Origin of the sequence: Streptomyces sp. NPDC001410 (assembly GCF_042895235.1) — a bacterium.
GTDB lineage: Bacteria > Actinomycetota > Actinomycetes > Streptomycetales > Streptomycetaceae > Streptomyces.
This window is the reverse complement of sequence record NZ_JBIAWE010000009.1, coordinates 134,292-148,110: the sequence shown is the minus strand read 5'-3', so window position 1 is coordinate 148,110 and position 13,819 is coordinate 134,292. Positions and strand designations below refer to the sequence as shown.

14 protein-coding genes and 1 pseudogene are annotated in these 13,819 nt (G+C 70.5%); 2 read left to right on the top strand and 13 right to left on the bottom strand.

Annotated elements, in window-relative coordinates; all coding sequences use genetic code 11:
• The 4 genes from ACFY3C_RS21150 to ACFY3C_RS21135 form a co-directional block, all read right to left on the bottom strand.
• A complete protein-coding gene (locus tag ACFY3C_RS21150; RefSeq protein ID WP_386577091.1) occupies positions 1-795 on the bottom strand; it encodes a BTAD domain-containing putative transcriptional regulator in 795 nt (264 codons plus the stop codon).
• 112 nt (positions 796-907) lie between these two features.
• On the bottom strand, positions 908-1,726 hold the full coding sequence (locus ACFY3C_RS21145; protein WP_390771849.1) for a hypothetical protein: 819 nt from the start codon (positions 1,724-1,726) through the stop codon (positions 908-910).
• Between the two features lie 206 nt (positions 1,727-1,932).
• The gene (locus ACFY3C_RS21140; protein ID WP_390771848.1) at positions 1,933-2,877 is read right to left on the bottom strand and encodes a LysR family transcriptional regulator; all 945 of its coding nucleotides are present in this window, start codon (positions 2,875-2,877) and stop codon (positions 1,933-1,935) included.
• A 169-nt stretch (positions 2,878-3,046) separates the two neighbouring features.
• Positions 3,047-5,032 carry an AMP-dependent synthetase/ligase gene (locus ACFY3C_RS21135; RefSeq protein WP_386577088.1) on the bottom strand — a complete coding sequence of 662 codons (1,986 nt, stop codon included), beginning with the start codon at positions 5,030-5,032 and terminating at the stop codon, positions 3,047-3,049.
• A 293-nt stretch (positions 5,033-5,325) separates the two neighbouring features.
• On the opposite strand from ACFY3C_RS21135, the gene ACFY3C_RS21130 reads away from it, so the two are divergent.
• On the top strand, positions 5,326-6,186 hold the full coding sequence (locus ACFY3C_RS21130; RefSeq protein ID WP_386577087.1) for a MaoC family dehydratase: 861 nt from the start codon (positions 5,326-5,328) through the stop codon (positions 6,184-6,186).
• 234 nt (positions 6,187-6,420) lie between these two features.
• On the opposite strand, the gene ACFY3C_RS21125 is transcribed toward ACFY3C_RS21130, so the two are convergent.
• From ACFY3C_RS21125 to ACFY3C_RS21085, 9 genes are all read right to left on the bottom strand, one after another.
• Positions 6,421-7,065, bottom strand: coding sequence for a TetR/AcrR family transcriptional regulator (locus ACFY3C_RS21125; RefSeq protein ID WP_386577086.1), 645 nt, complete (start codon positions 7,063-7,065; stop codon positions 6,421-6,423).
• Between the two features lie 9 nt (positions 7,066-7,074).
• Positions 7,075-7,383, bottom strand: a complete 309-nt coding sequence (locus ACFY3C_RS21120) for a DUF4229 domain-containing protein (RefSeq protein ID WP_386577083.1) — start codon at positions 7,381-7,383, stop codon at positions 7,075-7,077.
• Between the two features lie 75 nt (positions 7,384-7,458).
• Complete coding sequence (locus tag ACFY3C_RS21115) at positions 7,459-7,983, bottom strand: GNAT family N-acetyltransferase (protein ID WP_386577082.1); 525 nt, start codon at positions 7,981-7,983, stop codon at positions 7,459-7,461.
• A gap of 4 nt (positions 7,984-7,987) precedes the next feature.
• Positions 7,988-9,151: an aminofutalosine synthase MqnE gene (gene mqnE / locus ACFY3C_RS21110; protein WP_390771847.1), complete on the bottom strand. Its 1,164-nt coding sequence runs from the start codon at positions 9,149-9,151 to the stop codon at positions 7,988-7,990.
• Positions 9,152-9,235: 84 nt separating this feature from the next.
• The gene (locus tag ACFY3C_RS21105; RefSeq protein ID WP_097253023.1) at positions 9,236-9,691 is read right to left on the bottom strand and encodes an Lrp/AsnC family transcriptional regulator; all 456 of its coding nucleotides are present in this window, start codon (positions 9,689-9,691) and stop codon (positions 9,236-9,238) included.
• A gap of 70 nt (positions 9,692-9,761) precedes the next feature.
• Complete coding sequence (locus ACFY3C_RS21100; RefSeq protein ID WP_390771846.1) at positions 9,762-10,436, bottom strand: UbiX family flavin prenyltransferase; 675 nt, start codon at positions 10,434-10,436, stop codon at positions 9,762-9,764.
• A gap of 31 nt (positions 10,437-10,467) precedes the next feature.
• Positions 10,468-11,040, bottom strand: a complete 573-nt coding sequence (locus ACFY3C_RS21095) for a Uma2 family endonuclease (protein ID WP_390771845.1) — start codon at positions 11,038-11,040, stop codon at positions 10,468-10,470.
• Positions 11,041-11,084: 44 nt separating this feature from the next.
• Positions 11,085-11,987 carry a menaquinone biosynthesis prenyltransferase MqnP gene (gene mqnP, locus ACFY3C_RS21090; protein WP_390771844.1) on the bottom strand — a complete coding sequence of 301 codons (903 nt, stop codon included), beginning with the start codon at positions 11,985-11,987 and terminating at the stop codon, positions 11,085-11,087.
• Positions 11,984-13,435: a menaquinone biosynthesis decarboxylase gene (locus tag ACFY3C_RS21085; RefSeq protein WP_389187312.1), complete on the bottom strand. Its 1,452-nt coding sequence runs from the start codon at positions 13,433-13,435 to the stop codon at positions 11,984-11,986. Before ACFY3C_RS21085 ends, mqnP begins: the two co-directional genes overlap by 4 nt.
• Positions 13,436-13,511: 76 nt before the next feature.
• Between ACFY3C_RS21085 and ACFY3C_RS21080 the strand changes: the two are divergent.
• Positions 13,512-13,817: pseudogene (locus tag ACFY3C_RS21080) on the top strand (PLD nuclease N-terminal domain-containing protein); the annotation flags it as partial.
• Between the last annotated feature and the right edge of the window lie 2 nt (positions 13,818-13,819).

The window sequence follows — 13,819 nt, the reverse complement described above, 5'->3', positions numbered from 1 at the left end:
TTATGCAAGTTGAAGGAGAGAGGATCGCATATCACCGGCCAAAGCCGGGTCATGGCAGAGGATCGCGCTCTCCACCTGACGCAGGGCCGGGGAGGGCTGGATGCCGAGTTCGTCGTCGAGGTGGCGGCGCATCCGGCGGAAGACGTCGAGGGCGTCGGCCTGCCGCCCCGAGCCGTACAGGGCGATCATCAGCTGCTCGCAGAAGCGCTCCCGCAAGGGGTGGTTGGTGTGCGCCTCGGTCAGCTCCGCGAGCACGGCGGCATGCCGGCCCAGCCGCAGCTCGGCGTCGAAGCGCAGCTCCATGGCCCGCATCCGGTACTCCTCGTAGCGGGCACCGGCCAGCTGGCACAGCGTCCCGCCGGCGAACCCGCCGAAGACGGGGCCGCGCCACTGCGCGAGGGCGCCGCCGAGCAGCCGCGCGGTGCGCTCCGCGTCCTGCGGGGACGCCGACTCGGCCTGCCGTACCGTACGCACGAACTCAGCGGCGTCCAGCTCGCCCTCGGTCACCAGGAGCCGGTAGCCGGAGGGGTGGATGGTCACCCGGGATCCGGACCGGCCGGGCTCCAGGCTGCGCAGTCTGCGGCGCAGCCGGCTGACATGGGCCTGGAGGGCGTTGGCCTGGTTGTCGGGGACGGCGTCCCCCCACAGCTCCTCGACCAGGCTCTCCCCGGACACCGACTGGCCCTCGCTGACCAGCAGGGTCTGCACCAGGGTGCGCTGCAGGTCGCCGGAGATCTCCGCCGGGCCGGACACGGTACGGATCTGCAGTGCCCCGAGGATCGAGAACTTCAGCATCCTGACTCCGCCTCCCGTTGATGTCGCTGGCGTCGTCGTCCTTCTTCCGGCGACGTATCAACAGTGCGGTCGACCCGTACCGGATCGTTCCCGATCCGTTCCCGGTCGCCGGTCAGCCGCCGTCGCCGACGACCAGGGCGGTGAGGGAGGCGACCCGGCGGGCGGCCAGCTCGGGCGATTCGGCGTGCACGACGAGGTGTCCGGGGCGCAGCGCCTCGGGCGGCGAGACGTGCCGGACGTGCGGCAGTATCCCGACCTCGGTGGTCTGCAGCCGCCACGGCGGGCTCAGCAGGGCCGCGGCCGCGAACCGGTTCGGCCGCACCGCGTCGACCAGCTGACCGGCCAGCACCTCGATGGCGCCGGCCGCCAGGTCGAACCCGCCGGCCACCTTGACCAGTTCGGGCACCGGGTCGTCCCCGAGTCCCGCCCGGCAGCCGGTGATCACCGGCCCGCGCGGGGTGAAAGCGACGCTGATGTGGGCCGGCCCGTACTGGTACCCGGTCAGGTCCAGCAGGGCGGTCACCACCGCGCGCACCTCGGCTGCGGTGTCATCGGTGAGCGGGGCGGGGTGGAGCAGGCCGTAGGGGGTGCGGGCGGTGATCCCGACGGCCTGGTGCATGCCGTGCACGCTCAGCGTCTCCACGGTCAGCCGCAGATCGCCGGGCGCGACCTCGGTGCCGCCCGGGGAGAGCCGGTTGTCGCGGACCAGGCGCTGTACGGCCGCCGGGTCCGAGAGCACCCTGAGGGCGCGGGCCGGGTTGACGCACAGCCCGGCCTCGGCGGCCTCCGCGAGCGGTGCGCGCAGGGCCGCCTCGTCCGTTGCGTCGACCCGGATGGAGCGCACTTGGACACCCGCGTGCGCGGCCTCGCGGACGAGGCGCTGGTCAGGGTTCAGCAGGAAGATCCGGCGGACGTCGTTGTCTTCTTTCATGCCTCTGCTCGTGGTGACGGAGTCGGCGAGGGTGGAAAGGCAGGCTACGAGCGGGCGTTACCGATCCGATCCCGGCCGGTTCCCGAGGTGGTGCGTGGGCCCAAGACGCTCACTTCTTCTGTGTGGTTGACCAGTTGACGACACACCGGGGAAACGCGTGCATCCCTCCTACGCTACCCGCTCCTCGGCACTTGCCGGGGGCGGATTCACGGCAAAAACAGAACAGCCGGTTTACCGCGCTGTCCGGCCATTTCAGGCACAGCCGGTGTGCCGCAGCGTTCGACGACCGTGTCCGCGAAAGCCCTTGCGGGCGGGCTGAGCGCGTCCCAGCGGCGGACCGCCCAGCCGACCGGCAGCGGCCGCAGACCCGGCAGCGGCACGAGCCGGAGCGCGCCCTCGCCGGGCACCGGCAGCCCCGGTACGGCGGGGACGACGGCCCGTCCCGCCCCCAGCTCGGCCAGCAGCAGCGCGGTGTCCCAGTCGGCGACGCTGGTGTCGTGGCCGAGCCGGACGCCCCATTGGGCGCAGGCGTCCTCCAGATGGGCGGCGGAGGCGGAATTCGGCGGCAGCCGGATGAGCCGTACGTCGGCCAGGTCGGCCGGATCCAGGCGGGTGCGCGTGGCCAGCGGGTCGTCGGCGGGGACGGCGAGCACCCAGGGCAGCTCGACCACGGCGCGCTGCTCGATGCCGCGCACCGGGGGGCCGAGGGTGATCCAGGCCAGGTCCAGGGTGCCGTCGGTGAGCGCGTCGAAGCTGCCGCGGCCGGAACTGACCGTTCGGAACTCCAGGTTGACCTGCGGGTGGCGGCGCCGGAAGGTGACGACGGCGTCGGACATGAAGTGCCGGACGGTGGTGGCACCGGTGGCCACGCGGACGTGTCCGCTGTGCCCGTCGAGCAGGTCGCGCAGCTGCCGGACCGCCAGGTCGAGGCCCGAGATCCCCTCGGCGGCCGCCGCTTCGAGGATCCGGCCGGCCCGGGTGGGCACGACCCCGCGCGGCTGCCGCTCCAGCAGGGCCACTCCGGTCTCCCGCTCCAGGCGTTTGACGTGCTGGCTGACGGCGGACTGGGTGCAGCCCAGCTCCCGTGCGACGGCGCTGAGGCTCCCGGCCCGGCACACCGCCACGAACGCACGAAGATCGTCGAGGGTCACAACACCCAAGCTAACACTGGGGTTTACGGAGAAAACCTTAGGATTGACTGGCTCCGGCGGCCGTACGAGGATCGATGCCGGGCCGCGACCGACCCAGGCGGCAACCCGCTCCACGCTCCTCGCCGAGTCCGGACCGAGGCGGGGCCGGCGGGAGCGGGTGCCGACCGTTTCAGCGGGTGTAGAGGCTCTCCACCTCGGCCGTGAAGTCCTGCATGATCTGCTGCCGCCGCAGCTTCATCGAGGGGGTCAGATGGCCCGCCGCCTCGGTGAAGTCCACGGGCAGCACGGTGAACCTGCGGATCGACTCGGGCCGGGACACCAGTTTGTTGGCCTCGTCCAGCGCCCGCTGCAGGACGGCTTCCAACTCCGGGTCGCCGACCAGGAGTTCCGGCGGCACCGGGTGCTTGCCGTTCATCTGGCGCCAGTGCGTGATGCCGTCGGGGTCCAGGGTGATGAGGGCGGCGACGTAGGGGCGGGCGTCGCCGACTAGCATGCACTGGGAGATCAGCGGGTGCTGGCGCAGCCAGTTCTCCAGCGGCGCCGGTGCCACCGACTTGCCGCCGGCCGTGATCAGCAGCTCCTTCTTGCGGCCGGTGATGGTCAGATAGCCCTCGTCGTCCAGCTCGCCGAGGTCGCCGGTGGGCAGCCAGCCGTCCCGGGTCGCGGGGACGACTCCGCCCGCCTGCGGGTCCCAGTAGCCGCGCAGGACGTGGTCGCCCGCGAGCAGGATCTCGCCGTCCGCCGCGATCCGCACCCGGGTGCCGGGCAGCGGCCAGCCGACCGTGCCCAGGCGGGGCTTGAGCGGTGGGGTCACCGTCGAGGCGCCGGTGGTCTCGGTGAGGCCGTAGCCCTCGAAGATCTCGATGCCGGCCCCGGCGTAGAAGGCGGCCAGGCGGCGGCCGAGGGGTGAGCCGCCGCAGATGGCGTGCCTGACCTTGCCGCCCATGGCGTTGCGGATGCGCCGGTAGACTAGCGGGTCGTAGAAGGAACGGGCCGTCTTCAGGGTCCGGCCCGGGCCGCCGCCGGTGCCGGTCTGGCGGGCCTCCAGCGCCTCCCCGTAGCGCACCGCCACCGCGGACGCGCGGTCGAAGGTGGTCACCCGGCCGCCCGTCTCCGCCTTGGCCCGCGCGGAGTTGTAGATCTTCTCCAGCATGTACGGGATGGTCAGCAGACAGGTCGGCCGGAAGGCGGCCAGGTCCGGCAGGAGGTCCTCGGCCTTCAGGCTGGGCGCGTGCCCGAGCCGTACCCGGGCCCGGACGCAGGCGATCGCCACCATCCGCCCGAAGACGTGGGACATTGGCAGGAACAGCAGCACCGACACCTCCTCACCCGACTTCGCCTTGAAGATCGGGTAGAGGAGTTCGATGGCGTTGTCGACCTCGGCGAAGAAGTTGCCGTGCGAGAGGGCGCAGCCCTTGGGCCGGCCGGTGGTGCCGGACGTGTAGATGAGCGTGGCGAGCGTGTCGGGTCCCAGCATCCCTCTGCGGACGCCCACTTCGCCGTCCGGCACCTGGTCGCCCAGCTCCGCCAGCCGTTCCACGTGCCCCTTCTCGATCACCCACAGGTGCCGCAGGTCCGGTATGCGCTCCAGTTCGGGGGCGATGGCCGCGGCCTGGCCTGCGCTCTCCGTGACCAGGGCCTTCGCGCCGGAGTCGTGCAGGATCCAGCGGGTCTGGAAGACGGAGGAGGTGGGGTAGACGGGGACGGTGACCAGGCCGGCCGACCAGGCGGCGAAGTCGAGCAGCGTCCACTCGTACGTGGTGCGGGCCATGACGGCGATCCGGTCGCCCGGCACCAACCCCTCCGCGATCAGCCCCTTCGCCACCGCGAGCACCTGCCCGGCGAACTCCGCCGCGGTCACGTCCGTCCAGCCGCCGTCGGCGAGCCTGCGGCTGAGCACGATCGCGCCGGGGGCCGCCTCGGCGTTGTCGAACGGCAGGTCCGCGAGCGAGCCGTGCTTCACCGGCGGCGCGAAAGGAGGGACGTACGCCTCCCGTACGGCACCGTCCAGCCGCCGGGTCTCGGGCTCCACGAGGACCGGGAGGCCGTCGTAGTCGGTGGCCGAAACGGTCACGCCGGAGGAGACGGGGGTGTTCGGGTACGGCGTGGACACGGGCGGCTCCTCGGGCGTGCAGCGGCGAACTGCTTGCTGCATGACGTACGTACCTCTTGCGGCGAGGCGTTCACCGGCGGCCCATAAACAGGGGTTACCGCCAGTTAGGCAGGTGATCGTACGAGGCCTCTGTGGGGGACTCGTGCGGGTTCGGGGGTGGTCCGGAGCCGGGGGTGTGCAGCGTCGGGGGGTACGTGAGGAGGCGTCAACTTCCCTGCCCGCCCGCTGCCCGCCCGGGACGCGTCTCGACCTCCCCCCTCACCCATGACATAGACTTACCCCCGGTAACCTTACTCCAGAGTAAGAACTTCGGACCGAGTCGCGCGGAGTTGGACATGGCCGACCGCCGCCTGAGCTTCACCTTGCCCGCCGCACCCGCACTGCCCCCGCTGCTGGCCCGGGGCGCCCTGCGCTCCCCCTTCAAGCGCCCGTCCCCGGAAGCGGACTTCCCGCGCACCCGCCTGGTGCTGCCCGGCCTGCGCGTCGACCTGGCCCGGCTGGCCGCCTACGAGCGGGTGTGCGGTTTCGCGACCGGCTCGGCCGACGGCACGGACGCGCTGCCCGTCACCTATCCGCACGTCCTGGGCTTCCCGCTGGCCATGCGCCTGATGAGCGGCCGGGACTTCCCGCTGCCGCTGCTCGGCCTGGTCCACACCTCGATCGAGATCGTCCGCCGCACCGCCCTGCCGGCCACCCGCGAGTACGAACTCGCCGTCCACATCGAGGGGTTGACCCCGCACCGGCGCGGCACGCAGGCCACGGTGGTCACCGAGCTGGCGGCCGGCGGGGACGCCGTGTGGGAGTCGCGGAGCACCTACCTCGCCCGGCACCGGACGCCCGGCCGGCCCGACGGATCCCGGGACGAGCACCCGGCCCCGCTGCCCGTCCTGGCCGAGTGGCGGCTCGCCGGGGACGTCGGCCGCCGCTACGGCGCCGCCTCAGGTGACCGCAACCCCATCCACCTGCACCCCCTCACCGCCCGCCTCTTCGGCTTCCCCCGGGCCGTCGCGCACGGCATGTGGACGGTCGCCCGCAGCCTGGCCGCCCACGGCACGAGCGGCTCAACCGTGGTCCGGGCCGAGTTCCGGGCGCCGGTACTACTGCCGGGGACGGTGAGGTACGGCGCGGACGGCGAGGGCCGTTTCGAGCTGCGCAGCGCCGGGGGCCGACTGCACCTGACCGGGGAGGTGAGCTAGGCGCCGTACAGGTGCATCGCCGTTGCCGGGTGCGGGTGCATGGGGGTTGTTCGCGCAGTTCCCCGCGCTCCTTCGAGCAAGCTGCAGCTTGCCTACCTGAGGGGCGCGGGGCTGTACCGATGTGCGGCTCCGCCGCGGTGGGGGTGCCCCCTGTTCGAGCGAAGCCGAGAACTTGGGGGAGCGATCAGCCACGCACTACCCGCACCCGGAATCGACGATGCACCCCAACGGCACCTAGCCCTGCGGCGGAACCCAGGGACGCCCCCGCATCAGGTTGCCCAAGCCCGCCCAAGCGAAGTTCATCAAGGTGGACGCGGCCTGCCTGGCGGTGACGCCGTCCGTGGCGTTCGCCCAGGCCGCGAGGGATTCGGCGGCGCCGACCAGAGCCTCGGCCAGACCCGCGACCTCGCGCTCGGGGAGGTCGGGGTCCTGGTGGGCCGCACGGGCCGCCTCCGCGATCAGCTGGGTCACGAACGCGACGATCTCCTCGCGCATCGCGCTGACCTCGGCGGCGAAGCTCTCGCCGTGGGTGCGGGCCTGGAGGTGCAGCACGGACCAGCCGTCGGGGTGCTCGGCGGTGTGCGCGAAGAACGCCTGGAGCCCGTCCCACAGCTGGCGGTCGGCGGGCAGCCCCGCACGGACCCCGGCGCGGACGGCCTGGGTGAGGGCACCGGCCTCGCGGCGGATGCAGGCGGTGAAGAGGTCTTCCTTCGAGTTCAGGTACAGGTAGACCAGCGGCTTGGACACGCCGGCGAGCTCGGCTATCTCGTCCATCGAGGCGGCCATGTAGCCACGTTGGCCGAAGATCCGCACGGCGGCATCGAGCATCTGCTGCTCCCGAACCGCCCTCGGCATCCGTTTGGTCTTCACGGCACCCATAGGACAAGCCTAGTTGGGCGCGGCTGCCCCGCCCTGCGTCCGTGCGGAGTCGTCCGACACGTCCTCCTGGTTGCGGTTGGCGTCCAGGTTGGCCTTCATCCGGTCGACCCGGTTCACGATCTGCACGGAGGCCCGGTCCCGCTCCTTGCGCAGCACCACGAAGCTGATCGGCGCCGAGAGCACCAGCGCGAGCAGCATGACCCACAGGAAGTTGGAGTCGCCGAAGCCGCGCGGGAAGATCCCGGAGTAGACGGCTCCCCAGACGACCACGAAGCAGCCGGCGAAGATGCCGAGGCGCATCAGCGTGTAGCGGAGCATCTCAATCCACTCTTCCGATTCCAAATAGGGGCACCGTCCAGTGAAGCACGGTGCGGACCCGATCTTGCAGCGGGGTCAGGGCAGCGGCAGCAGCATGAAGATGTCGTCCCGGTCGTCGTCGGGCGCGACCCGGATCGCGCCGGGTATCCGGCCGACCTCCTTGTAGCCGCAGGAGCCGTAGAACCGCTCCAGGCCGAGGCCGCCCCGGCAGGTGAGCCGGATGGCCTCGATGCCGTCGAGGCCACGGGCGGCGTCGGCGGCGGCCTCCAGGAGGTCGCGGCCGTAGCCCTTGCCCTGGTGCCGGGGGTGGACCATCACCGTGTACAGCCACACCCAGTGCCGCATCAGCCGGTGCGTGTTGTACGTGAGGAACGCGGTCGCCACGACCGCGCCCGTCCCGTCCCGGCCCACCAGCAGCCGGGTGCGGCCCTCGGCCATCGCGACGAGGTGCCTGACCAGCTCGGGGCGTATCTCGTCCACGGTCACCGGAGGGACGAAGCCGACCGAGCCGCCCGCGTTCGACACGTCCGCCCACAGCGTGAGCACCTCGTCCCTGAGGGCGCGAGAGACCGGCGGGTCCAGCTCGAACGACAGCGTCACCGGCTCACACCCGCATGGGCTGCGGCGACTCGCGGCGCAGCGGGTCCGGGCCGTCGTACTCGCGGATGATCTCGTACCGCGTGTTGCGCTCCACCGGACGGAAGCCGGCGTCGCGGATCAGGTCCAGCAGGTCCTCGCGGGTCAGCTTGTTCGGGGTGCCGTAGTTGTCCGCGTCGTGCGTGATCTTGTACTCGACCACCGAGCCGTCCATGTCGTCGGCGCCGTGCTGGAGGGCGAGCTGGGCGGTCTGGACGCCGTGCATGACCCAGAAGACCTTGACGTGCGGCACGTTGTCGAAGAGGAGACGGGAGACCGCGAAGGTCTTCAGGGCCTCGGCACCGGTCGCCATCTGGGTGCGCGCCTGCAGCCGGTTGCGTACCTTGCCGTCCTTCATGTCCACGAAGTCGTGCTGGTAGCGCAGCGGGATGAAGACCTGGAAGCCGTTCGTCTCGTCCTGCAGCTCACGCAGGCGCAGGACGTGGTCGACCCGGTGGCGGGGCTCCTCGATGTGACCGTACAGCATGGTGCACGGGGTCTTCAGACCCTTCTCGTGCGCCAGGCGGTGGATGCGGGACCAGTCCTCCCAGTGGGTCCTGTGATCCACGATGTGCTGGCGGACCTCCCAGTCGAAGATCTCCGCGCCGCCGCCGGTGAGGGACTCCAGACCGGCGTCGATCAGCTCGTCGAGGATCTCGGAGGCGGACAGCCCGGAAATGGTCTCGAAGTGGTGGATCTCGGTCGCCGTGAACGCCTTCAGCGAGACGTTCGGCAGGGCGGCCTTCAGCTCCCGCAGCGAGCGCGGGTAGTAGCGCCACGGCAGGTTCGGGTGCAGGCCGTTGACGATGTGCAGCTCGGTGAGGTTCTCCGACTCCATCGCCTTGGCGAGCTTGACGGCCTCCTCGATGCGCATCGTGTACGCGTCCTTCTCGCCCGGCTTGCGCTGGAACGAGCAGTAGGCGCAGGAGGCCGTGCACACGTTGGTCATGTTGAGGTGCCGGTTGACGTTGAAGTGCACGACGTCGCCGTTCTTGCGCGTCCGCACCTCGTGGGCCAGGCCGCCGAGCCAGGCCAGGTCGTCCGACTCGTACAGCGCGATGCCGTCCTCGCGGGTCAGCCGCTCACCGGAGCGGACCTTCTCCTCCAGCTCGCGCTTGAGCCCGACGTCCATGCCAACACCTTTCCTCGACAGCCCGACCAACCGTACTCCCCCACCCTTCGGGCGGGCGGTACCCCCATACGGCGCTGAACGCGCCTACACCTCTTCGGGAAGTTCCCCGACCCGGTTCTCCCACTTCGTGGACAGCACGATCGTGGTACGGGTGCGGGACACGCCCTTGGTCCCGCTGAGCCGCCGGATGATCCTTTCCAGCCCGTCCACGTCGGTCGCCCGCACCTTGAGCATGTAGGAGTCGTCGCCGGCGATGAACCAGCAGTCCTCGATCTCGGGGAGTTCCTTCAGCCGCTGGGCCACGTCCTCGTGGTCGGCGGCGTCGGACAGCGAGATGCCGATCAGGGCGGTCACGCCGAGGCCGAGGGAGGCCGCGTTCACGGTGGCGCGGTAACCGGTGATGACACCGGCCGCCTCCAGCCGGTTGATGCGGTCGGTGACGCTGGGTCCCGACAGGCCGACGAGGCGTCCCAGCTCCGCGTAGGAGGCCCGGCCGTTCTCCCTCAGGGCCTGGATGAGCTGCCTGTCCACCGCGTCCATGCGATCGAAGCCTTCCCCTGGAAATGTTCTGAACGTTCTGAAGTGATGAGAGGTACTGCGACTTGCTCGACTACCGGACCGCTGGGCCGCCGCCCAGTTCGCCCTTCCAGCGCCGGTACAGACCGTGCCCGACGCCCGCCGCGTCCAGCACCCGCCCGGCGACGAAGTCCACCAGATCCTGGATGTGGGTCGCGCCCGCGTAGAAGGCGGGCGAGGCCGGCACCACGCTCGCCCCCGCGTCGTCGAGTGCGACCAGGTGCCGCAGGGTCTGGCCGTTCAAGGGGGTCTCCCGTACGGCCACGACCAGCGGCCGGCGCTCCTTCAGTGTGACGCTGGCCGTGCGCTGCAGCAGGTCCTTGGACAGCCCGAGGGCGACACCGGCGACACAGGCGGTCGAGGCGGGCACGATGAGCATCCCCTTCGCGGGGTACGACCCCGAGGACGGCCCGGCCGCGAGATCCCCCGCGCTCCAGTGCCGCACCGCGCTGACGTCCACATCGAAGGTCCCGGGCTTGCCGTCGGCGCCCCGGGCCAGCCATTCCCGCAGGTCCTCCTGCCAGTGCGCGTCCCGGAACGAGATACCCGTCTCGTCCAGCAGCGTCAGCCGCGAGGCCCGGCTGACCACCAGGTCGACCGCCTCCCCGGCGTCCAGCAGAGCCCGCAGCACGGCAGCCGCATACGGCGTCCCGGAAGCTCCGGACACCCCCACGATCCAAGGCGCGCGCTGCGTTTCTCCTGCGTTCACACCTTGAGCGTACCGGCGGGTCGGGGCGCGCTCAGGCCGGGTGGGGGGCCTTGGGGTCGACGGGGAGACGGGAGGTGTCAACCGTGAGGCTTCCGAGCTTCGTCTCGACGGTCAGCTTGCCCCCGTACGGAAGCGTGTCCCGCCCGAGGTATCCGTCCGGGCCGGGATTCCACAGCGTGGCAAGGTGCCCCGTGCGGGGGTCGAAGATCAGGTAGTTCGGGATTCCACGGGCCGCGTACTGCTTGTTCTTGACCTCGTAGTCGTTGCGGACGCTGCTCGGAGAGACCACCTCGATCGCCAGCTCCACCAGGTCGGCCGGGTAGGAGGTGAGATTGCGGTTCTTCTCGGCTTCGGGGATGACCGCGAGATCGGGGCAGAACTCGAAGTCGTCGCTGAACGGGATCGCCACGTCGCTGATGAAGCCCCACTCCGGGCTCAGCTGAGGTTCGAGCTGCGTCCACAACCTCATGATGGTTTCGTTGTGGAACGGCCTGAGCGGACTCATCACGATGTTGCCCTCGACAATCTCCATCCGGTACCCGCGGAACATGTCCTCGTACCGGGCGAGCTGCGAGTGCAGGCGGTCGCTGTCCGAGACGGTCACGTCGGCCTCCCTCTCTCTGCACTCGATGGTAGGCCGCAACGTATTCAGACGGTCAGACCTCGAACCAGGAGATCCAGCAAGGCGCACACGAACAGGGCAATCCCGATGAACCCGTTGACGCTGAAGAACGCCCTGTTCAAGCGGGACAGGTCATGCGGGCGGACGATGCGGTGCTCGTAGCCGAAGGCGGCCGCGACGATCACCAGGCCCAGCCAGAAGAAGGCACCGGCGTGGGTGGCCAGGGCGTACCAGACGAACAGGGCCGTGGTGACGGCGTGGCACGCCCGTGCGCCCCAGACCGCCGCCGGGATGCCGAAGCGGGCCGGGACCGACATGACGCCGATCTCGCGGTCGGTCTCGACGTCCTGGCAGGCGTAGATCAGGTCGAAGCCGCCGATCCAGATGCCGACGGCGAGGCCCAGGATCACCGCGTCCCAGGACCACTCGCCGGTGATCGCGAGCCAGCCGCCGACCGGGCCCATCGCCTGGGCGAGGCCGAGGATGGCCTGCGGGAAGTTCGTGAAGCGTTTCCCGTACGGATAGACCACCATCGGGATCACCGCGATGGGGGCCAGGGCCAGGCAGAGCGGGTTCAGCAGGGCGGCCGCGCCCAGGAAGACCACCAGGGCGATCAGGGCGCCGGTCCAGGCGTGCTTCACCGACATCGCGCCGGTCACGAGTTCGCGGTGGGCCGTCCGGGGGTTCCGGGCGTCGATCTCGCGGTCGATGATCCGGTTGACGGCCATGGCGAAGGTGCGCAGGCCGACCATGCAGACGGTGACGAGGAGGAGCCGTCCCCAGTGGATGTTCTCGTCCCACTGGTACATCGCGGTCAGGGTGGCGATGTAGGCGAAGGGGAGCGCGAAGACCGAGTGCTCGATCATCACCAGGCGCAGGAACGCCTTGGTGCGTCCCGGCTGCGGGAGTGCCGCGGAGGCGCTGCTCACAGGCCGTACTCCTTCCAGCGGCGGTCCACCAGGGCCGCCGTATCCGGGTCGGACTCCACCATGTCCGGCCATCCGCCGTCGCGCGTGTAGCCCTCCTCGGGCCACTTCTTCGTCGCGTCGATGCCCGCCTTGCCGCCCCAGAACTGCTGGTAGGAGGCGTGGTCGAGGTGGTCGACGGGGCCTTCCGCGACGGTCAGGTCGCGGGCGTAGTCCGTGTTGCCGAGGGCCCGCCAGGCGACCTCGTGCAGGTCGTGCACGTCGCAGTCGGAGTCGACGACCACGATCAGCTTGGTGAGGGACATCATGTGGGCCCCCCAGATCGCGTGCATGACCTTCTGCGCGTGCTTCGGGTACTTCTTGTCGATCGAGACGATCGCGCAGTTGTGGAAGCCGCCGGCCTCGGGCAGGTGGTAGTCCACGATGTCCGGGACGATGATCTTCAGCAGGGGCAGGAAGAAGCGTTCCGTGGCGCGGCCGAGCGGGCCGTCCTCCGTGGGGGGCCTGCCCACCACGATGGACTGGAGCAGCGGGCGCTTCCGCATCGTCACGCAGTCGATCTTCAGCGCCGGGAACGGCTCCTGCGGGGTGTAGAAGCCGGTGTGGTCGCCGAAGGGGCCCTCCGGGAGCATCTCGCCGGGCTCCAGCCAGCCCTCCAGGACGACCTCGGCGTTCGCGGGGACCTGGAGCGGGACCGTCTTGCAGTCGACCATCTCGATGCGCTTGCCGGCGATGAACCCCGCGAAGAGGTACTCGTCGATGTCGCCGGGAAGGGGCGCGGTGGAGGCGTAGGTGACGGCCGGGGGGCAGCCGAAGGCGATCGCCACCGGGAGGCGTTCACCGCGCCGGGCCGCCACCTGGTAGTGGTTCCGGCTGTCCTTGTGGATCTGCCAGTGCATGCCGATGGTGCGCTTGTCGTGGCGCTGGAGGCGGTAGAGCCCGAGGTTGCGGATCCCGGTCTCCGGGTCCTTGGTGTGGGTGAGCCCCAGGTTGAAGAAGGAGCCGCCGTCCTTCGGCCAGGTGAACAGGGCCGGGAGCCGGTCGAGGTCCACGTCGTCGCCGGTGAGGACGACTTCCTGTGCGGGCGCTTCCTTCACCTTCTTCGGCGGCACGTGCGCCATCGCGCCCAGCTTCCCGAACGCCTCGCGCACGCCCACGAACCCGTGCGGCAGCTCGGGCCGCAGCAGCCCGCCGATCTTCTCGGAGATCTCGCCGTACGACTTCAGGCCCAGCGCCTTCAGCAGCCGCCGGTCGGTCCCGAAGACGTTCATCGCGAGGGGCATCGCCGAGCCCTTCACGTTCTCGAAGAGCAGCGCCGGTCCTCCGGACTTCTGCACCCGGTCGACGATCTCCCCGACCTCCAGATACGGGTCGACCTCGGCCTTGATGCGCTTGAGGTCTCCCTCGCGCTCCAGCGCCCTGAGCAGGGAGCGAAGATCGTCGTAAGCCATGTGTCCCAGTATCTGTCACCCGCTAACCTGGGCCCGTCACCGGGGCCCACTCACATCTCGGAAAGAGCGCACACCGATGCTCAGGTATCTGCCGTTCCTGCTGGTCCTGGCGTTGTGGATCTACGCCTTCGTGGACTGCCTGAACACCCCCGAGGACGAGGTGCGCCACCTGCCGAAGGTGGTGTGGGTGATCATCGTCCTGCTCTTCGGCGAGGTCCTGGTGGGCCCGGTCGCCTGGCTGGTCACGGGCAAGGTGCGGCGCGCCCCCGAGACGGGCTCCACTCCGAGCGAGTGGCATCGCAACACCGCCGCCACCTGGGTCGCCCCCGACGACAATCCCGAGTTCCTCAAGTCCCTCGACAAGGACGACCCGAAGAGCGACTG